This window comes from Paraglaciecola sp. T6c (genome assembly GCF_000014225.1).
GTDB lineage: Bacteria > Pseudomonadota > Gammaproteobacteria > Enterobacterales > Alteromonadaceae > Paraglaciecola > Paraglaciecola atlantica_A.
The window spans coordinates 56,666-76,769 of the sequence record NC_008228.1; the positions used below are offsets into that span (position 1 = coordinate 56,666).

At 44.6% G+C, this 20,104-nt stretch carries 21 protein-coding genes; 14 read left to right on the forward strand and 7 right to left on the reverse strand.

Going from position 1 to position 20,104, the window contains the following annotated elements:
• Positions 1 to 5: 5 nt before the first annotated feature.
• Positions 6 to 1,250 carry a bifunctional phosphopantothenoylcysteine decarboxylase/phosphopantothenate--cysteine ligase CoaBC gene (gene coaBC / locus PATL_RS00255; protein WP_041714159.1) on the reverse strand — a complete coding sequence of 415 codons (1,245 nt, stop codon included), beginning with the start codon at positions 1,248 to 1,250 and terminating at the stop codon, positions 6 to 8.
• A 143-nt stretch (positions 1,251 to 1,393) separates the two neighbouring features.
• On the opposite strand from coaBC, the gene radC reads away from it, so the two are divergent.
• The 6 genes from radC to mutM all read left to right on the forward strand — a co-directional run bounded on the left by radC (position 1,394) and on the right by mutM (position 5,086).
• Positions 1,394 to 2,068 (forward strand): RadC family protein, encoded by a 675-nt coding sequence (gene radC, locus PATL_RS00260; RefSeq protein WP_011572992.1) that lies wholly within the window; start codon positions 1,394 to 1,396, stop codon positions 2,066 to 2,068.
• 127 nt (positions 2,069 to 2,195) lie between these two features.
• Positions 2,196 to 3,008, forward strand: coding sequence for a glycosyltransferase family 2 protein (locus PATL_RS00265; protein WP_011572993.1), 813 nt, complete (start codon positions 2,196 to 2,198; stop codon positions 3,006 to 3,008).
• Between the two features lie 139 nt (positions 3,009 to 3,147).
• A complete protein-coding gene (gene rpmB / locus PATL_RS00270) occupies positions 3,148 to 3,384 on the forward strand; it encodes a 50S ribosomal protein L28 (protein ID WP_006993455.1) in 237 nt (78 codons plus the stop codon).
• 12 nt (positions 3,385 to 3,396) lie between these two features.
• Positions 3,397 to 3,552: a 50S ribosomal protein L33 gene (rpmG, locus tag PATL_RS00275; RefSeq protein ID WP_006993456.1), complete on the forward strand. Its 156-nt coding sequence runs from the start codon at positions 3,397 to 3,399 to the stop codon at positions 3,550 to 3,552.
• A gap of 150 nt (positions 3,553 to 3,702) precedes the next feature.
• The gene (locus PATL_RS00280; RefSeq protein WP_011572994.1) at positions 3,703 to 4,233 is read left to right on the forward strand and encodes a hypothetical protein; all 531 of its coding nucleotides are present in this window, start codon (positions 3,703 to 3,705) and stop codon (positions 4,231 to 4,233) included.
• Positions 4,234 to 4,273: 40 nt separating this feature from the next.
• A complete protein-coding gene (gene mutM, locus PATL_RS00285; protein ID WP_011572995.1) occupies positions 4,274 to 5,086 on the forward strand; it encodes a bifunctional DNA-formamidopyrimidine glycosylase/DNA-(apurinic or apyrimidinic site) lyase in 813 nt (270 codons plus the stop codon).
• Positions 5,087 to 5,173: 87 nt separating this feature from the next.
• Here mutM and PATL_RS00290 read toward each other — a convergent pair whose 3' ends face one another.
• From PATL_RS00290 to PATL_RS00305, 4 genes are all read right to left on the reverse strand, one after another.
• Positions 5,174 to 6,247 carry a CDP-glycerol--glycerophosphate glycerophosphotransferase gene (locus PATL_RS00290; RefSeq protein ID WP_011572996.1) on the reverse strand — a complete coding sequence of 358 codons (1,074 nt, stop codon included), beginning with the start codon at positions 6,245 to 6,247 and terminating at the stop codon, positions 5,174 to 5,176.
• 104 nt (positions 6,248 to 6,351) lie between these two features.
• On the reverse strand, positions 6,352 to 6,834 hold the full coding sequence (coaD, locus tag PATL_RS00295; protein ID WP_006993460.1) for a pantetheine-phosphate adenylyltransferase: 483 nt from the start codon (positions 6,832 to 6,834) through the stop codon (positions 6,352 to 6,354).
• 48 nt (positions 6,835 to 6,882) lie between these two features.
• Entirely contained in the window at positions 6,883 to 8,286 is a 1,404-nt protein-coding gene (locus tag PATL_RS00300) for a capsule assembly Wzi family protein (protein ID WP_011572997.1), read from the reverse strand.
• A gap of 126 nt (positions 8,287 to 8,412) precedes the next feature.
• Positions 8,413 to 9,132 (reverse strand): 3-deoxy-D-manno-octulosonic acid kinase, encoded by a 720-nt coding sequence (locus PATL_RS00305; protein ID WP_011572998.1) that lies wholly within the window; start codon positions 9,130 to 9,132, stop codon positions 8,413 to 8,415.
• 153 nt (positions 9,133 to 9,285) lie between these two features.
• On the opposite strand from PATL_RS00305, the gene PATL_RS00310 reads away from it, so the two are divergent.
• Positions 9,286 to 10,362 (forward strand): glycosyltransferase family 4 protein, encoded by a 1,077-nt coding sequence (locus tag PATL_RS00310; RefSeq protein WP_011572999.1) that lies wholly within the window; start codon positions 9,286 to 9,288, stop codon positions 10,360 to 10,362.
• 6 nt (positions 10,363 to 10,368) lie between these two features.
• On the opposite strand, the gene PATL_RS00315 is transcribed toward PATL_RS00310, so the two are convergent.
• Entirely contained in the window at positions 10,369 to 11,682 is a 1,314-nt protein-coding gene (locus tag PATL_RS00315; RefSeq protein ID WP_041713101.1) for a 3-deoxy-D-manno-octulosonic acid transferase, read from the reverse strand.
• Between the two features lie 229 nt (positions 11,683 to 11,911).
• On the opposite strand from PATL_RS00315, the gene PATL_RS00320 reads away from it, so the two are divergent.
• From PATL_RS00320 to glpG, 7 genes are all read left to right on the forward strand, one after another.
• The gene (locus PATL_RS00320) at positions 11,912 to 12,364 is read left to right on the forward strand and encodes a hypothetical protein (RefSeq protein ID WP_232283273.1); all 453 of its coding nucleotides are present in this window, start codon (positions 11,912 to 11,914) and stop codon (positions 12,362 to 12,364) included.
• A 1-nt stretch (position 12,365) separates the two neighbouring features.
• A complete protein-coding gene (locus PATL_RS00325; RefSeq protein ID WP_011573002.1) occupies positions 12,366 to 13,547 on the forward strand; it encodes a hypothetical protein in 1,182 nt (393 codons plus the stop codon).
• A gap of 35 nt (positions 13,548 to 13,582) precedes the next feature.
• Positions 13,583 to 15,997 carry a putative bifunctional diguanylate cyclase/phosphodiesterase gene (locus PATL_RS00330; RefSeq protein ID WP_041713103.1) on the forward strand — a complete coding sequence of 805 codons (2,415 nt, stop codon included), beginning with the start codon at positions 13,583 to 13,585 and terminating at the stop codon, positions 15,995 to 15,997.
• 146 nt (positions 15,998 to 16,143) lie between these two features.
• Positions 16,144 to 17,340 (forward strand): glycine C-acetyltransferase, encoded by a 1,197-nt coding sequence (locus PATL_RS00335; RefSeq protein ID WP_011573004.1) that lies wholly within the window; start codon positions 16,144 to 16,146, stop codon positions 17,338 to 17,340.
• Entirely contained in the window at positions 17,337 to 18,359 is a 1,023-nt protein-coding gene (gene tdh, locus PATL_RS00340) for an L-threonine 3-dehydrogenase (RefSeq protein WP_011573005.1), read from the forward strand. Before PATL_RS00335 ends, tdh begins: the two co-directional genes overlap by 4 nt.
• Before the next feature lie 15 nt (positions 18,360 to 18,374).
• The gene (glpE, locus tag PATL_RS00345) at positions 18,375 to 18,695 is read left to right on the forward strand and encodes a thiosulfate sulfurtransferase GlpE (RefSeq protein ID WP_011573006.1); all 321 of its coding nucleotides are present in this window, start codon (positions 18,375 to 18,377) and stop codon (positions 18,693 to 18,695) included.
• Between the two features lie 3 nt (positions 18,696 to 18,698).
• Positions 18,699 to 19,577: a rhomboid family intramembrane serine protease GlpG gene (glpG, locus tag PATL_RS00350; protein ID WP_011573007.1), complete on the forward strand. Its 879-nt coding sequence runs from the start codon at positions 18,699 to 18,701 to the stop codon at positions 19,575 to 19,577.
• Between the two features lie 6 nt (positions 19,578 to 19,583).
• Here the strand turns inward: glpG and PATL_RS00355 are convergent, their stop codons facing one another.
• Positions 19,584 to 19,997, reverse strand: a complete 414-nt coding sequence (locus PATL_RS00355) for a flagellar basal body-associated protein FliL (protein WP_011573008.1) — start codon at positions 19,995 to 19,997, stop codon at positions 19,584 to 19,586.
• Positions 19,998 to 20,104: the final 107 nt, after the last annotated feature.

A 20,104-nucleotide genomic window follows, 5' to 3' on the forward strand; every position in this document is an offset into this window, starting at 1 on the left:
GTGGTTTATGTTGTTTTTAATGCGTGACGCTGAGCAACTAAGGTCAATAGCGAAATCGCCAACTGACTCTTATCGGCAACGCCAAGGTTTTTTCCACCATTATTCCAATAAACATTGAGTGCGTTTTGCTCGCTATTGAAGCCTAAACCGGCTTGGGATACGTCGTTTGCGGCAATCATATCGAGCTTTTTGCGTTTCAGTTTGTCTTGTGCGTAATGAGCCACGTCTTGCGTTTCAGCGGCGAAGCCAACCGTGAAAGGGGGTTGAGCTAAATGGGCAACATCACTAAGGATATCAGGGTTTCTAGTAAAAGTAAGTGTTAACTCCGTATCGGACTTCTTAATCTTTTGCTCGGTTTTTTGCTGTGGCTTGTAATCTGCTACGGCTGCACAACCGATGAATATGTCGCAATTAAGCTGCATGCTATCTGACTGCGCGTCATTAACTTGGGACTTGCTCACGGCTGTCATAACGGCATTGTGCATTTGCTCTGCACTGACCACATCAATGACATCAACACCTACTGGGCGCGTCAAATTCACCGGCCCTGATACCAATGTGACTCTTGCACCTAAAGCAACAGCCGCTTTCGCTAATGCGTAGCCCATCTTTCCTGAGCTGTGATTGCTAATGAAGCGCACGGGATCGATTTCTTCCCGTGTTGGCCCTGCCGTAATCACAATATGCCTGTTAGCGAGCAAGGGCTCCATTGGACTTTGGGCTAACATATTGGCGATATCAATCGGCTCTATCATTCGCCCTAGGCCGATATCACCACAGGCTTGCTCGCCGGGAGCTGGCCCTAAAATGGTGACGCCTCTTTGTTGTAAAATATTGAGGTTTGCTTGTGTTGCCTGCGCATGCCACATCTGCTGATTCATCGCAGGGGCAATATACATCGGTGCGCTGGTGGCTAGGCATAACGTGGATAACAAATCATCGGCTAAGCCATGGGTGAGTTTGGCCATGAAATTTGCCGTAGCAGGGGCAATAAGCACTTTATCAGCCCATTTTGCCAGCTCTATGTGGCCCATAGCGGCTTCCGCGGTACGATCCAGTAGGTCATCACCTACAGGGTTACCTGAGACCGCCTGTAAAGCCAGTGGGCTCACGAATTCTGCTGCTGAAGCACTCATCACGCAACGTACCTGTGCGCCAAGCGCAGTGAGTTTTCTGACTAAATCTGGGGTTTTGTAGGCTGCTATACCGCCTGTTATACCAAGTAGGATCTTCTGTTGGGCTAATTGCATAGGGATCATTTTGCTATCTTACTCATTTTATACGGCCATTATTGGCTGGAATAGACCGCTTTTGCTAGGCTTAATTTCCACTTAATTTCTATTTCGTACCGGTAGTAGGCGCAGAAAAGAAACGTTTAATAAGACAGGGACGCATGAAAATAACCCAATGGCCTGCCCATGAAAGACCAAGAGAAAAGCTGCTCACCCAAGGGCCCGATGCCTTGTCTGATGCGGAGCTATTGGCCATATTTTTGCGAACGGGCATCAAAGGATTAAGTGCCGTTGATTTGGCGCGCAACCTTCTAAATACCTTTGGCTCACTGCGGGGGCTAATCAGTGCGAGTCAGCAGGATTTCTGCTTAGCCAAAGGGTTAGGGGAAGCGAAGTTTGTGCAACTGCAAGCATCCATCGAGTTAAGTCAGCGCTTTTTTGCCGAACAATTACAGCGTGAAACCGTGTTTAACAGCGCTCAACAAACCAAGCACTTTTTGATCGCCCAATTGCGTGACGAGCCCAATGAGGTGTTTGGCATGCTACTGCTAGACAGTCAGCACCAATTGATCAAATTTCGCAAAATGTTCTTCGGCACCATTGATAGCGCATCGGTCTATCCTCGAGTTCTAGTGAAACAGGCGCTAGAAGATAACGCTGCTGCTGTGATATTGACCCACAATCATCCGTCAGGCGTGGCTGAGCCGAGTCAGGCCGATGAGCACATCACCGCGAGGATTATCAGCGCGATGAGCTTACTGGACATCAAAGTGCTTGATCATCTTGTGGTTGGGGATGGTGTTGCCGTATCGTTTGCCGAGCGAGGTTTGATTTAGCCGTAGCTGGACGACGTGACCTTAAGGCTCGTCGGCTACCACAAAAGTGTCATGCGTTGGTCATGTCATTGTCAAAGAAACGAGATTAGATAACACGATTGCTTCTAAAGTCAAAATCGGTTTCATTATGAAAATATCTGTTATTTTTACTACCTACAACTCTCCCGTATGGCTCGAAAAGGTCCTGTGGGGCTTTCATTATCAAACGGATAAAAATTTTGAGCTGATCATCGCAGATGATGGTTCAACGTCGGATACGAAAGCCTGTATTGACCGTTTTATTCAGGGCTCAGGTTTGGACATTAAACACGTGTGGCAAGAAGATGATGGTTTTCAAAAGTCACGTATTATGAACAAAGCACTGCTCACCAGTACCTGCGATTATGTGCTGTTTACCGATGGTGACTGTATACCCAGACGTGATTTTGTTGCTGTGCATAAAGCGCATGCCAGACCGGGAAAATTTCTCTCGGGAGGTTATTTCAAACTTCCTATGCCTACTAGTGATTTGATTAACCAGCAACACATTGCCTCGGGTCAGGCGTTTGAGCGAACTTGGCTGGTAGAAAATGGCGTTAAACGTAATCGCAAATTGGGGAAATTGACCACATTGCAATGGAAGCGAACGGTACTAAATTCAGTCACTCCGGCTAAACCAACCTGGAATGGGCACAATGCTTCTGGCTGGCGCGACGATATTTTTGCCGTCAATGGATTTGATGAGAGAATGCAGTACGGTGGGCAAGACAGGGAGTTAGGCGAGCGCTTGTTTAACCGTGGTGTGCGAGGCATCCAAATTCGCTATTCTGCAGCCTGCCTGCATTTGGAGCATGATCATCGCTATGTTACACCTGAGATGATTGCTAAAAATAAAGCTATTCGAGCGACCACAAAATCAAATAAATTAACCCGTACCGCTTATGGCATAATAAAAGACTAGGGTTTTTATCAGTTAATCGTTGAATTAAATAGCTGTTTGCTGTATAAAATGCGCCCTCTTGTTGATAGCTAAAGCTGGCACGCGTATTTGCATGCTTGTCAGAGCTAAATATTTTTAGAATTGTTTGGAGACAAATACGATGTCCAAAGTATGTATAGTGACAGGCAAGCGTCCAGCGGTAGGTAACAACCGTTCACACGCTAAAAACTCGACTCGTCGTCGTTTTTTGCCAAATCTACAAACCCACCGTTTTTGGGTTGAAAGCGAAAACCGTTTCGTTAAATTGCGTTTATCTGCTAAAGGTATGCGTATTATTGATAAGAAAGGTATTGATTCAGTATTAACTGATATCCGTGCCAATGGCGTAAAAATTTAAGGAACACAGATTATGCGTGATAAAATCAAGTTAGTGTCTTCTGCTGGTACCGGTTTTTACTACACCACAGATAAAAACAAACGTAACATGCCTGGCAAAATGGAGATCAAAAAGTTTGATCCTAAAGTACGTCAGCACGTTTTGTTTAAAGAAGCCAAAATTAAGTAATTAATACTTGTTTTGTCTCCCGAAAAACCCGGCTCATGTCGGGTTTTTTGCGTTTTACTTTCTCTCGTAGACCTGCCAAATAGACTGTTTTCTGTTGTGCATTACATGGCATAATCAGTCAATGCATTCGTTATTTTACTCTATTTCACCATGATCCGATTGACGTCCCGCGCATGGAATAATGTATTAATTATTTCGATGTTGCTGCTGATTTTGATGTTTAACCTAACTGGAAATCTGTTTTCCGGCAGTAGCGTTAAAGATGAAACTATTGATAAGCTTGTCCCCACTGACGCTATGCTCACGAGCATTGTCACCCATGACTATACTCTCGAGCGAGTAGGCAGAGGATGGCGCTTTTTAATGGCTACCAAAGAGAGTTATAACAACGACCTTGTAGCAAATAAGAACAAAGAAACGAGCGACAACGAAATAGACAAACAGATACTCACAGACAACGTCATGGCATGGCAAGAGGCCTTGCTTGAGCCTATCGGTGAGGCGACGCTGGCGGGCGCGACTCAGGTCAATGTTTGGCTAGCGGGAGAAAGCGCCCCCCGTCACTATCTGTTTTTTCAAGTCGGTGCTGACATGCTGGTGCAATACCCAACGCAAGGCGCTCAACTTTATAAAGTGACCAACAAAACATGGTCTGAGCTCTTTTTTGATAATCGCTTTTAACAAGTGCTTTTTAACCAATACCTTTTAACGGACACACCCTATGCCTGAATTACCCGAAGTTGAAGTGAGCCGTTTAGGCATTAGCCCACACTTAATTGGTCAGCATATTGAGCAGATTATTGTGCGTCATAAACAATTACGTTGGTGGGTGCCTGATGACGTGCATTTAGCTGAGGGGCACAAGGTGAATGACGTGCGTCGTCGCGCCAAGTACCTATTTATTGATACCGATGCAGGTAGCATTATTTTGCATTTGGGTATGTCGGGTAAATTACGGATTGTGAACAGTGAAACACCGGTGATTAAACATGATCATATCGATATCGTATTGACCAATGGTGTGTGTTTGCGTTTCAACGACGCTCGTCGCTTTGGCGCTTGTTTATGGCAACGTGTCGGCGACCCTGAAATTGGTATGATAGCCGCTCTTGGGCCTGAGCCATTAACATCTGACTTTGATGGACAACGCTTATATGATCTTTCTCGCACCAAGAATGTGCCAGTGAAGAACTTTATCATGGACAACAAAGTCGTGGTCGGCGTTGGGAATATCTACGCCAATGAGTCGTTATTCATTGCTGGTATTGACCCACGCAAAGCAGCTAAAAAAGTCAGCAAAAAAAGTTATTTAGCGTTAGGTGACATTATTAAGCAAGTACTCGCAAAAGCGATAGAGCAGGGCGGTACAACGTTAAAAGACTTTACCCAAGCAGATGGCAACCCAGGCTATTTTGCACAGCACCTGCGCGTATATGGGCGTAAAGGCCAAGCGTGCGAAGTCTGCGAGAGCGAAATTCAGTCAGTGACCCTAGGGCAGCGTAATACGTTTTTTTGTGAGCAGTGCCAAAAATAGTCACACGATTGTGAATAAAGATTAATAGCACTAAAAGGCTCAAAGCATGATTGCCCCGACGTTATTGCTAGCGGGCGTCACACGCCTTTACCACCTCCAGTAACCTAGCTTTTTACGCATTTTGATACTTCGGATTAGATTGAACGGCTTATTTTTCAACTTAGGGGGATTGTCCAGCATGTCTTGTGTGGCATCTACTATACGAGCACTTGACTGACCATCAGTGTAAGGGTGAGTTTGCGCTGCATAGTCGTCTAATTTATCCATCAACTCAGGCGGCCTAGTTAATGCGTATTCTATGCTTTCTTCAATTTTTTCAGCATCGGTAACATTAATAAAATGCGGCTTAGGATGCTCATTTTTCATGGTCACCACAGGTTTGTTCAACATTAAAAACTCAACCAGCATAGATGAATTATCCCCAAGCATTAAGTCAGCCTCGAGCATTAATGGCATGGCATTATCGGTTTCGATAAAAGTTAAATTCTCATGTTGAGCGGCTTTATAGGCATCCACCGTACTTTGTGCCATTTTAGGATGGAAGGTCACTAACCAACGCCATTTAGTATCTTGAGATAAGCGCTTAATGGTTGGCAAAAGCGCTTCGGCTTGAGACATTCGAGGAGAAAATGTGGATGAAAATAACACCACTGGGCGCTCGTCCCTTTGTGCTGTTGTGTTAGCGGCAGCGTCCTTCTCAGCAACCATTGAACGATCAAAAAACGGGTCCATTTTACAAAACCCTGTTTCGACTACTTTGAAGAACTGATGCTTTTGCTCCAGTAATTTGAATGTGTCGGTCATTGATGGCCCATGCGTACAATACAAATCAAAACAATCTCGAATAATAAACGAATAGTTCAAACCGTCTTTTTTACGAGTTTTAAAACCAATGAAGCCATGGCGGACACAGACTTTCAAGCCAGGGATAAATGACGGAATCATATTACCAGGAACAAATACGGCAATAGGGTGAAAATCAATGACGGCCTGAACATCAGGTAGTTGCGTTTCATGGGGCTTGAAATAAGCTCTGTTGACGTTGTTACCTTCTACAAACCAAGCGACGGTATCGCCTCTTCTTTGAATTTCGTCCTGCAAGGGGCGCAGTATTTGAAATGCATAATTTTCGGAGATGTAAAAAAGGTAATGTTTTGCCATGGTTTCTCAATTGTATTGTTAATGACGCGCTTAGAGGATAAGCGCGCGATGGTATATTACTTTGCTGTTCTCGCTCTGTTTGATGCAACAAAAGCGAGTATAGGTTATTGCTGAAGTTTTTCTTTTAATGCCGCTTGAACCGCTGGGTGGCAGAATTGATCGACTTTGCCACGGTGCAGCGCGACCTCTTTGACCAGCGTCGATGATATAAACGAGTTCTCTTCGGCAGGGGTTAAGAAAATACTTTCCAAATTGGGATTTAATCGACGGTTCATGTTGGCTAACTGAAATTCATACTCAAAATCTGATACCGCACGCAAACCGCGGATCAATACGGTAGCACCTTGGCTATCAGCAAAATCTGCGAGCAAACCTTCAAAGCCGATGACCTCAACGTTAGGCAGGTGCTCTGTCACTTCTTTAATCAGGTCAACACGCTCCTGTAAGCTGAACAAAGGTTTTTTACTGGGGTTTGCGGCAATGCCGACAATGACATGTGCAAACATGTTGGCTGCGCGCTCAATTAAATCTGCATGGCCATTTGTGATGGGATCAAATGTGCCCGGATAGACAGCTTTTGTGTGCATGTTGTTATACCTTATCAATGTGGCCGCGTATGCCGCCTTGTTAAATGCTTACCAGCGGTAAAATGCACTTACTCGTTTAAATTGTTCGCCAAAACGATCTTCACCTACATCAAGATCAATACCCCAGAAACCGTATTGTGTCGCGTAACTATAACGCACCGTTAATTCCTTGAATGCTTGTTCCGTGTTTGAGTTCATGTCGCTATCTGCACTTCTGAATGTGATATCAATAACCTGATCAGACGCAAATTTCCAATTCATGTTGACCGAATGCGTTGTCTTTTGAACCTGATCTTGGGAAGCAAAAAGATCGCTCGCCCAATGACCAAGTGATAAGCCTTCATTGGTGTAACCTGTGGTGTAGAAGCTGGATTGGTAGAAAAGCTCGTCTAAGCGAGTGAATTCATATCGCAAAGACAGGTTGTTGGTTACCATAGGGAAATAGACCCCAAAAGCAAGGGCTTTGTCATCTGCTTCTTGATCCTTGCTTTCAGGAGCGTGGTCAAAGGCAATCTCGCCATAAAGAGATACAGGGAAAGCGAAGGGTAAATTAATTTTACTGGAAATTGCCGTTTTCTGATCGCTTGCTAACGCTTGAGGATAAAGTTCAGGTGTTTTATCTTCACCTGAGGGGCTGAATAAATCTTGGAAAGCATCACCAACACTCAAGTTGTTATTCGCTCCAGCATATTTCAGGGTGCGGCTGTAGCCTATGGTCCACGCTTCAACAGGGGATACACTCAAGTGAAAGCCTAATAGATTGGGTTCACCACTGAACAATTCACCTTGTTGGCTAACGCCCAGCGTATCTTCAAGCTTCGAATAAAACAGCTCATATCGGATACCCCAATCTGTGATAGGGGTGGCGTTACTCACAGTAACAGACAGGCTTGGCTCGGCGTTGGTACTACTTAATAAAGCTGAATCTTGCATTGGCGATAACCAGTGTTCTCGGTAACCCGCTTCGATTTGTGCGTACTCATAACCAAAGGCGACATGGGTGTTATACAATATGGCATCTTCGCCATCAGCATACAAGGCACCGCCTGCCACATAGGCATAAGGTGAGATAAAAGCCACGCCAGAAGCCGAGATTTGGTAGCTGGAGTCGCGTTTAATACCTCTTTGATTCGGCACAGGGCTGCTTTCATCGTCACCTGCCGATATTGATGCGCTCACATGGGTTAACGCTAACGTATCTTTAAACCGGGCTAAATAAGCGTCAACCGAGCGGTGAAGCTCAGGAAATCGTGTGGCAATAAGTTTGTTGCGGCGCATAATATCAACCGCTTTGTACGGCTTGGTAAGGGGTGCCCCAGGGGTCAGTGCCATGACTTTTTCTATCTGAGATTCAATTTCAGGTGAAATTTGTAGCGGAAGGTAGGGGGAAAGTCCTTTCGCCCATCCTTGTGACGCGACTAGCAAAAAGCCGATTACCCAATAACGTGACATGTATTATTTCATTCCAAAACGGCAGGTGACAAAAAATCGAGTGTAACAATTCAAGATTAAATTGTATTGTGCTTTGTAATGAGTATTCACCAGATCAATCAGTGATGTCGTCACAGGTTGCCTTCATTAAGCTGGCTCACCGTAGGCGGACAGCAAAACTTGCCAATTTTGCTCATTGAAATGGAAGGTTTGTTGTTTGGCTTGCTCTTTATGCAATGAGCGTAAGAGTCGGTCTAAATTAGCTTTTTTCCAATTATTGCTAGCATGTATGGCACATTTATCAAAATCGATAAGCCAAATTTTACCTGCACCATCGAGCATAACATTGTGAATGTTTAAGTCGTGATGATATACATTGTGATCATGAAATTGGCGAATGCAGGTGCCAATGGCTTGCCAAGTGGTTTGAGGTTGCGGCGCTTCACATAAATGGCTAAACATATCTTGGCTATTGGGAATACGCTTTATAATGATGTCGCCTCGGTACATCACATTGTGTCGTGTTACTTGTGCTGCGACAGGCTCAGGTACGGGCAAACCAAGACTGTGCATCTGTTCTAGAAGAGTAAACTCGCGCCATGCTCTCGTGCGTGACAGACCTCTAAAAAGATAGCTGTCTTCAATTAACTTGCCGATTAAGCCACCGCGTCGATAATGGCGCAAAACATATTCGTTATTTTTATGCCTAAAAAAATACGTTGTGCCGCGTCCGGTAGCACTGCCGGTTAATTGCTGTTTCGATTGCCAGTAGTGACCATCAAAAATATGCAAATCAGGGGCTGCGAATATTTCAGCATCAAATATAATGGTGCTGCGCTCTTTAGATGTTTGCTGAATGTTTGGCATTTAACACGATGTAATTGCAAAATTTGGCTTAGTGTATACCTGTATCGCTGATGAATGCGAGCTTCTACACCCATGGCTCGCGCCAAATGTGTAACGATTGATTCTGAATAAATGCATAACAATTAATTTTAAATAAGTGAGTACCCATTAACTATGGAAAATGATGTGACGAAAACCAGTAAGCAAGATGAAGTTGAGTTGATTCTGGGAAATTCGAATTCCAATTTTTCGGGTGTGACTTCAACCATGTTGCAGGTCATGTCTTATCAACAAAAGTTGATTAATTTGCGTGTCATGGGTAAGCATTTTTTACCTGATCAGAGTCAAGCTATGACATTCTGGCAGGTGGTGAAGATGTGTCGTAAGCCGCTGAGCAATGGTAAGTACCGTGTTTTTCATGCTCGCCGTGTAGATGAAATGATCCAAGCTGTGCTGTTGAAATATGTATTCGGTGCCAAAATAAAAATGGTCTTCAGTTCTGCTGCTCAGCGCTTTCGTTCAGGCTCTACCTTATGGTTAACCCGCAAAATGGACGCTGTGGTGGCCATTAGTCAGTCATCAGCAAAGTATTTGGCTGAGCCACCCGATGCGATTATTCCTCACGGTATTCAAATTGAGAACTTCGCCCCAGCTCCGAACAAAGGGCAAGCATGGCAGGATTTAGGCTATGGTGGAAAATACGGTATCGGTATTTTAGGCCGTGTGCGCAAACAAAAAGGTGTTCATCTGTTCGTCGATGCGTGCATCGAAGTGCTGCCGAAATACCCGGACTACACAGCGGTTGTAGTGGGGGCTATCTCATCTAGTCATCAAGAATTTGTTGATGAATTAAAAGCAAAAATCGATAAAGCAGGTTTGAGCGAGCGTATCATCTTTACTGGTGAACTGCCGTTTGAGCGCATTCCGCCCATTTTTAGTGCTTTATCTATGGTATCTGCGTTGAGCGACAATGAAGGCTTTGGTTTAACTGTACTTGAAGCCATGAGTTGCAGTGCTGCGGTGTTAGCGACGCAAGCAGGCGCGTGGGAAGAGATCATTCGCGAAGACATAGATGGCCACGTAGTGCCTGTGAATGATTTACCCGCGGTGACAGCAAAAATGGATTCACTACTATCAGATCCAGAAAAATTGAAACAAAAAGGCTTAGCTGGCCGTGAACGGGTATTGGCTCATTACACGGTAGAGCGGGAAGCGAAAGCCTTGGTTGATTTGTTTAAAGGGTTGCAATAGCACTCGTTAATGATTGCTCATAGCAAATCCTAACGCCTGCAACGTGGCGCTAACAGCGCCACTGTTTTCCTGTAAAACTTGTTTTCCTGCTTTGCCTGCATGTTTACGTAGTGTCTCATTCCTTAACCACAGCATGACTTTTTGGCTTATTTGTTCTGGGGTATTAGCTTCGAATAACGCGCCATTGTCACTGAGCACTTGGCATATTGCTGGGTTGTTATACCGGTGCACTCCCATCAATATGGGGACTTCAAAGGCCGCAGGTTCAAGGGCGTTATGCCCGCCTCTATCTGCAATACTGCCCCCTACAAAGGCAATTGTAGCCAGAGCATACAAGGCTTGCAGTTTGCCCATTTCATCAACTAGCAAGACTTGGGTGTCTGTATCACAAGGCCTTTCGTCAGAGCTTCGCAGGCTGCATAAGCCACTTAATTTACATATCTGATAGACATCGTCAAAACGCTGGGGGTGGCGAGGTACTATGATAAGCAGTGCGTCAGGAATGTGTTGCAGAATTAATTTGTGAGCATCAAGGAGTACATCTTCTTCTGGAGCGTGAGAGCTACCAGCGACAATAATCGGCCGACTTGCAATATTGAACATCTGAGAAAATTCTTTGGCCTGCTGGTGAGCTTCGGGACGAGCAGGCTGCTCAAACTTAATATTATTGGTCAGTACCAACGTTTGCTCAGGAGCATGGAGTTGCTGGTAGTTGTGGTAGTCGCGCTCTCCTTGGGCGCAAACTTTATGTAATTTATGCAGCATGGGGCTAAAAAGAGCCGATATTTTGGCATATGTGCGCATAGAGCTGTCAGTCATACGTGCATTAATCACCGACACGGGAATATTTAGACGCCAACATTGGTCGATCATATTCGGCCAAAGCTCCACTTCAGTAATGATGACGTGAGTGGGCGCGGCTTGCTTAAGGATGCGGCGCATCATCCATGGAATATCGATTGGCAAATAGCAATGAGTGATTGAGTCGTTGAATAAGTCGGTCGCTTGCTTTGCACCAGTCGCCGTTGTAGTAGTAATAGTGACAGGTATCTCAGGTTGAAATTGGCGAATTCTTTTAATGACATTGGCAGCGGCAACCACCTCACCTACTGACACACAATGAAAGAGCAACCCACCAGTTTTTGCCGTGCATATATTCACACCAAAGCGTTGGATCCGAGCCCAAGGCGTGGTAGGTTTTTTCGTCAAGTATTGATAACAAAAATGTAAAAACACAAAGGGTAACAAAATACACAACAGCAAGGTGTATCCCCACAGGCTGTAATTTTCTTTTGCTTTAGGAGTGAAAGTGGACTTCATCATACCGCCATCAATTAGATTCAGCGGGTATTTTAACAGTATTTCGTTGATTTTCGACTAAGCTTGAGACCATCAGAGCCCTCGCAATACATTGAATAGGATAAAAAATTTCCTGTAATAAAATACAATAACAAGTAATACTTACCCCATACCGTATCAAGAAGACAAGGAGTTGTGCTCCCAGTTGTTTTTTGTCGCACAAAAAATGGTATTTAATTAGGAGTGTTTTTTGCTAAATATCCACCGCATAGGTTTGCGCCTTATGCTCGCTCTAGTGATGCTATTTGGCGTAAATTATGCTTACGCTGAGCAATCCCAATTGCGTGTTATCGTGAATGATAACGTCAAGGTGAATTCCTTGAGCGAGAGTAGTGTGCGTTGGATTTTTTCGATGCGTCAAACCACTTGGGAAGACGGAAGTGCGATTAAAGTCTATGTTCTTCATCAGCAAGACCCAGCCCACCAAAATTTTTGTAAAGATGTCCTCAGCATGTTTCCTTATCAACTTGAACGAACGTGGAATAAGTTGGCTTATTCAGGCTTAGGAGAAAAACCCACTTTGGTCAGAGATAGCCAAGAGATGATTGATATGGTGAGTCAAGAGCCCGGCGCAATAGGATACGTGCTTTCATCATCGCTACCGCCCAACCTGCATGAATTGCACATTAGCAAGGAGGGTTAATATGACCAAATCGCGCGTAATGTATCTTCTTTGTACTTTTAGCTTTTTCCTGACGAACGTAAGTCACGCAGGGGATTTCGTTTGGCACGGATTCGGCGCCCAAGGCGTCATTCAATCCAGCGATAGTAACTATATAAATGAAAGCGGTGACGTGTCGTTTAGTCTGACCGAGGTGGGACTTAATACGTCGTATCGGATCAATCAAAAACTACGGGTCTCTGCGCAGGGCATTTATATTAACGATGGCAATCGTTTTAATGAAGGGCTGCGCTTGGATTACTTATTTTTGGATTATCAATTGCTGAGCACGCAAAGTTGGAAGGTTAATGCTCATTTAGGGCGATATAAGAACTATCACTGGTTATATTCTGCCACCCGTGATGTGCCCCATACCATGCCAACCATTGTATTGCCCCAGTCCTCTTATTTTGATGCATTTCGTGACGCATCACTTGGCAGTGATGGCATTTCACTTATCGCTCAACATCACAACAATTTAGGTGAGTGGGACATGCGTTGGAGTTACGGCAATACGTCAGTAGACCAAGAGCAAACTGAAAATTTAATGTCCGAATTTGCCACCGGTGAGTTAGAGCATGATTTTGATACGCAATTCAGTCTCTCATTTAGCCCATTTAGTTCGGGTATCGCAATGGGCGTCAGCTTGCTAAGAACAGATTTTAGCTACGACGCCGGTAGCAATGACGTATTCATTGATGGTAAAGCGAAGTTGTTTCGCCTGATGCTAAATTTAACCTACAGTGCTGAGTTTTGGGATATTAACGCCGAAGCGATGCGGGAGCGAACAGACTTTATAGGGCTGTTACCTAACGGCGGCATCAAGGATACTGCCGCTGAAGGGATATATGTACAAGGACGTCTATTTCTTACCCCTCAAGTCACCTTGCTGGCAAGAATTGACATGTTTGATGTAGATAAAGACGATCGCTCTGGTCGGCTTTTACAGCAGAATTCAGGGGGGACGGTGCCGGATTATTTTGCCTATCGAGATCAAATTACATTTGGCGCTTCATGGGATTTCCATGCTAACTGGCGAGTACGCGCTGAATTTCACAAAGTAAAAGGTCGTGCACGCTTAGCACCTGTGTTTATTCCCGATACGGTGACAAATGATTCTGAATATTGGGACATTTGGGCGCTGCAAGTGATTTACTGGTTTTAAGCATGCGAATCTTCGTCAGTTTACCGTGGAAAATCATGGGTCTATTGATTGGTTTTTTACTGATTGCCAGCGTGTTGTTGACCTTCATTTGGATTGATAAAAATAACCAGGATTATCTAAGTCAGCATCAGGCGTTACATGATGAAGATCTAAGTCAAATGCACCTGATCCGCGACATGTTGAGTAATCGTCTCGAGTTATGGTTTGAGTCGTTTATTCACCTGCATGAAGACATCACTGATAATCCGCAAGCGACTGCCGATTTTATTAACGAAGAATTTGATTACTTACAGTTGAATTGGCAAGTTAAGGATCTTTGGTTGCTCGACAGCGAGTACAAAGTCATATTCGCTAATCATCAACATGTGCCAGAATATGTAACGGCGAGTGCACAGCAAACACTGCAAAATCAATCATCTACGTCCAATATTTTATGTGCACAGTCATGTTTTCAGCTTATAAGCATGCCAATTTTGGCTGCCAACGGTGAGCTTCTGGTATTGACCGCTACCACCTCTTTGCTGGAAATGATGGCTGCCTTGAATCGTTCAACGCTGGCTGAACTTGCCTTAGTCGCAAATATACATTCCCTCGAGCTGGCTTCTCTTCGAGACGCACAGATACAGCCGCCCATCTCAAATATTAGACGCCAAGAACTTAGCGCATTACTCAAGCTAATTCCTGGGGGTATTACATTCGATATGGTGCTGGATAAAGGCTACCGATTGGTGGTCAATGAGCAGGCATATTTGATTAATTTACTGCCCGTTGATGAAAAGGTGACTGACCCTGCATATCTGCTTGCCGTGCACGATATCAGCGACGAGTGGGCAAGGCATGATAGTTATCAATTCGGTGTCATTATCATCTCAGCTATTACAGTGGCACTTTGTATTCTGACGTTCTTTTTAATGGCCGAGCGGCTGCGTAGACGCCTACTTATCGTTGCAAAGCGTTTACCGCTTTTAGCACAGAAGGAATACGACGAATTTAACGCCATGCAATTTCCACATAGTAGACTGTTTTTAGATGAAATAGATGAGGTCCAACGCTCTTCAAATTTATTGGGTGAACAGCTTGAGTCGATGGATGTCAAGATAGAACAAAACACCCGAGAACTTGAAAATATAGCCATGTACGACCGGCTTACGGGGCTTCCAAATCGAAATATGCTGAATTTTGTGCTGCGCAAAAAAATAGCGTCTTTAGCGCGTAACCCTGAACCTTTGGTCGTTATTCTATTGGACTTCGATAATTTTAGGAAAATTAATGACAGTTATGGTCACGGCATTGGTGATGAGTTCTTGATTATCGTCGCCCAGCGATTGCGCAGCAATCTGCGCGAATCAGACGTGATCAGCCGCTTCGGTGGTGATGAATTCGTCATTGTGCTGCAAGAGGTTGATGAGGTCAGTAATGCCATGACCTTAGCCGAAAAGCTGGTGACTAAGTTTAGAGAGCCTATTGAGATCGGCGCTCAACGTTTTTATACCTCTGTGAGTTTGGGGATCACCTCTTGTGACGAACAACATCTCACTGTGGATGACTTGGTGCGCCAAGCGGATATTGCTATGTATGCTTCAAAAGATGCTGGCGGAGACCGCTTTACACTTTTCAATGAAGGCATGAGCACGCGGGTCATGCGCCATATTGAAATTGAGCATGATATTCGAGACGCACTGCAGCAAGAACAGTTCAAGTTCGCGCTACAAGCACAAATAGACATTGGTACCGGCAAGCTGGTGGGATTCGAGGCACTGATCCGTTGGCTGCATCCGAAAAATGGTTACATCATGCCTGATGAATTTATTCCTATTATGGAAAATTCTGAAAGCATGATCACCTTAGGTTACTGGGGTATAAAGCGCGCGTTTGCTATTTTGGCACATCTTGAAAGCATGGGACTGAGTGGGTTGAGAGTAGCAGTAAACTTATCTGCGAGTCAGTTTTTAGATCCTAATTTAATCAATTTTATGCGCGAACAATTAGCAAAAAGCGAGCAAGGTGCAGAGCAAATTGAATTGGAATTGACTGAGCGCACAGTGGTTGCTGACATCAGTCATACGCTGCGGATCATGTATCAGCTCAAGGAATTAGGGTTTAGTTTTTCTATTGATGATTTTGGCACAGGGTATTCGTCTCTCGCATACCTATCTCAGCTACCGGTAGATATTATTAAAATCGACCGCAGCTTTATATCCGGTATGAGTGTAAATAGCGCAGACAAGCAGATCGTGAAATCAACCATCGCTATGGTCAGAAAACTAGGTATGAAGGTTGTCGCTGAAGGAGTAGAGACAGCGGAGCAATTGAATACATTAGGCGATATGCATTGTGATATTGCCCAAGGTTATTATATTTCAAAACCCCTTTTAGAGGATGATTTGTACCAAAAGCTCCCTTCAAAAATAAAGGAAGGTGTCTGGAAGAACTTCGATTTGTCATTTTAACGCTCATTTGCGTTTATACAGTATTAATGTAAAAAAACGATGACGTTCCCGGCAATCCTAAATCACAGGAATTGCCTTGATTATTCGCGTCAAGGCTAGATTATCCTTTATCATTCGCGCATCTTACTATTCTTTGAGGACAACTCATGAAACAAGCCTTTTATGATCGCTTAGCACAGCAAATTAGTGACACTAAAGCACAAGGCCTTTATAAAACTGAACGGGTGATTCAGTCGCAACAAAGTGCAGATATTCAAGTGGGTGATAACCAGCAAGTGCTAAATTTTTGTGCCAATAATTACCTTGGCTTAGCGAACAACGCCGAACTAATTGATGCTGCGAAAGAAGGGTTGGATAGTCATGGATTTGGTATGGCATCGGTACGTTTTATCTGCGGAACCCAAGATATTCATAAAGCATTGGAAGAGAAAATTAGCGCCTTTTTAGGCATGCAAGATACCATTTTGTACCCCTCATGTTTTGATGCTAATGGTGGCCTATTTGAAACAATTTTAGGGCCAGAGGATGCCATCATCTCTGACGCACTTAATCATGCCAGTATCATCGATGGTGTGCGCTTGTGTAAGGCTAAGCGTTACCGGTACGCTAACAACGACATGCAAGCGCTGTCGGTGCAACTTGAAAAAGCGAAAAATGATGGTGCGCAAACCATAGTGATCGCGACCGACGGTGTGTTTTCAATGGATGGCGTTATTGCTGATCTGGCTGGAATTTGTGATCTAGCGGATCAATATGGCGCGTTAGTTATGGTTGACGACTGTCATGCGACAGGCTTTGTCGGTGAGAACGGTCGAGGCAGTCACGAATATTGTGAGGTGATGGGCCGAGTCGATATAATCACCGGCACATTGGGTAAAGCGTTAGGCGGTGCGTCTGGCGGTTATACGTCAGGCAAAAAAGAAGTTGTTGAATGGCTGCGCCAACGCTCTCGCCCTTATCTTTTCTCTAATTCAGTTGCCCCGCCAATTGTTTCAGCGTCCCTAAAAGTATTTGATATGTTGGCAGATGGGCATGCGTTGCGTGCGCAATTAAAACGCAACAGCGCTCACTTTCGAAGCCGCATGGAGCAAGCCGGTTTCACTATGTCAGGCAAAGACCATGCAATTATTCCAGTGATGCTGGGGGATGCTAAATTAGCCAGTGAAATGGCAGATAAAATGCTCCAAAAGGGGATTTACGTCGTTGGCTTTTCCTTCCCTGTAGTGCCAAAAGGTCAAGCGCGAATTCGCACGCAAATGTCAGCTGCTCACAGTATTGGACAGATTGATCGCGCCGTTGATGCCTTCATCGAAGTGGGTAAAGAGTTAGGAGTGATTAAATGAAGTCACTCGCCAAGCTCAAGTCAGAAAAAGGCATTTGGTTGCATGATAGCGAAATGCCTACTGTTGGTCATAACGACATACTGATTAAAATTCGTAAAACCGCTATTTGCGGTACGGATATGCACATTTATAACTGGGACGAGTGGTCTCAAAACACCATACCCGTGCCTATGGTAGTGGGACATGAGTACGTGGGTGAAGTGGTTGAAATAGGTGAGGAAGTGCGCGGTTTTGCTATTGGCGATCGCGTATCTGGTGAAGGGCATATTACTTGTGGGCATTGCCGTAACTGTCGTGCTGGGCGTCGTCACTTGTGTCGTAATACCTCTGGCGTTGGCGTCAACCGAGCGGGTGCTTTTGCAGAGTATTTGTCTATTCCTGCATTCAATGCATTTAAGATCCCAGACAATATCTCTGATGACCTCGCTGCTATTTTTGACCCCTTTGGTAATGCCGTACATACCGCATTGTCGTTTGATTTAGTCGGTGAAGATGTACTAATAACAGGGGCTGGGCCCATCGGCATTATGGCTGCTGCTGTTGCGCAACATGTAGGCGCACGTCACGTCGTCATTACTGATGTAAATGAATACCGCCTAGATTTGGCTCGTAAAATGGGTGCCTCGCGCGCTGTGAACGTGGCTAAAGAGAGCCTGAAAGACGTTATGAATGATTTAGGCATGTCTGAAGGCTTCGACGTTGGGCTTGAAATGTCGGGCGTGCCAGCAGCATTTCGCGATATGCTCGATAAAATGAATCACGGCGGAAAAGTGGCCATGTTAGGTATTCCTTCAGGCGATGTGGCTGTTGATTGGAATAAAGTCATTTTTAAAGGGCTAGTGATCAAAGGCATTTATGGCCGAGAGATGTTCGAAACCTGGTACAAGATGGCGAGCCTCATTCAAGGTGGTTTAAACTTGGCGCCAATTATTACCCATCAATTTAATATCGATGAGTTTCAGCAAGGATTTGATACCATGGGCTCCGGCCAATCTGGCAAAGTCATATTAAACTGGTAAGCAAAAGGTAAAGTAATGGAGCAATTCGCACATATTTCAGTGCAGGAAACACAGCAAAAACTTGCAGCGAAAGAAGCCCGTTTAGTGGATATTCGCGATGAACAATCGTTTGTTGCAGGACATATTGAAGGCGCGGTTCATTTAACCAATGGTACCTTGGTGAATTTCACTCAAGAGACAGACTTCGATACACCTGTGATAGTGTGTTGTTACCATGGGGTCAGCAGTCAACAGGCCGCTCAGTTCCTACTTCATCAAGGATTTGAGGAAGTGTACAGCATGGATGGTGGCTTCGAAGCATGGCGCCAGAGTCTGCCTTTTGTTAGTGGTGAGTAAACTATGTCAGCGCCTTTTTTACTGGTTAGCTTTAATCAAGAACGTGCCGCTCGATTACTCATAAACTATTTGAATAGTCAGGGAATAGCCGCTCAATATTACGTCGATAAAAATGACGTAAATAGTGCTGAACATGGTGTACAACTGCTCAGCGAAGCCGACAAAGACGTTGCTAGCCATATTGCCAGCGAATTTGTTCAGTCCCCCCAAGACGAAAAATACCAGCAAGCCGCTTGGGATAGCGGCGAGACGGTTAGGCTGCGTGATAAAAATTCGGGAATTTCTGCTAGCGGTATTTGGCAACAACTGCGTGATATTCCCTTTACAACCAGTGTGTTACTCACCTGTATGATTGTGTATCTGCTGGCGATGGTAGGCTTTTTTTGGCCGTACAAGGTATTGGCGATCGAGCCACTTCCTCAGCTAATGGAAAATCATCAATGGTGGCGGTTAATCGGGCCCGCACTCATTCATTTCTCGGTACTGCATATTGTATTCAATTTGTTGTGGTGGTGGACACTCGGCGGACAAATAGAAAGGCTTTTAGGGAAAACTACGCTTATCATCTTATTCTTATCCTCAGCGTTACTATCCAATGTTGGCCAGCTATTGGTTAGTGGCGAGCATTTTGGTGGCCTGTCAGGTGTGGTTTATGCTTTGGTTGGTTGCGTGTGGTGGTTAGGGTGGCTGCGCCCATCTTGGGGGCTTATGATGCCTAAGCCTATGGTCGGTTTCTTGTTAGTATGGTTGGTGGTGGGTTATGCAGATGTATTGTGGGTTAGCATGGCAAATACTGCGCATACTGTCGGCTTAATCAGTGGCTGTGCCTTTGCTTTTATACTCAGCCGATCTGCAGTAAATAAACGAAGTATTAACAGCTAATTACACTTAACCGTAATAGATGTATTTTGTGAAAATAACATCTTTGATCATGTTCGAGCCGGTTTCTTTTTTCATTAACTTGCGCATGGTATCAAGAAAAGTGCGGCGAATATCTTCTCGGCCGGTGAGCGATTTTACCCGCTCCTCGGGCTGGCGACCTAAGATCTCAATGGCAGTGGCGCGTAGTAACGGTGAGTGATGATCTGCTTGTTCTAGAGCGTCCACATCTTCAAGCATTAACTCAACAGTAATCCGCACATAACCGAGCTTACGATTACTGGTCCCAAGGTAGTTTGTTACTATGTCGGGTTCCAAGCCAAAATAGGCGAATTGCTTGCTTGGTGCTTCTTGAGCAAAAGAGGGACTGAGCAGAGTACTAAGCAATACTAGGCAAGTACCAAATAATCTGACAATGCTCATTTCTACCTCTTGAATTTGCGTAATATTAATTTCCTTTGTGTCAATAGCTTATCAAGATTTCACAGAATCGTTAAAACTATTTATTCACTCTTTAGTCTAGCTACTTC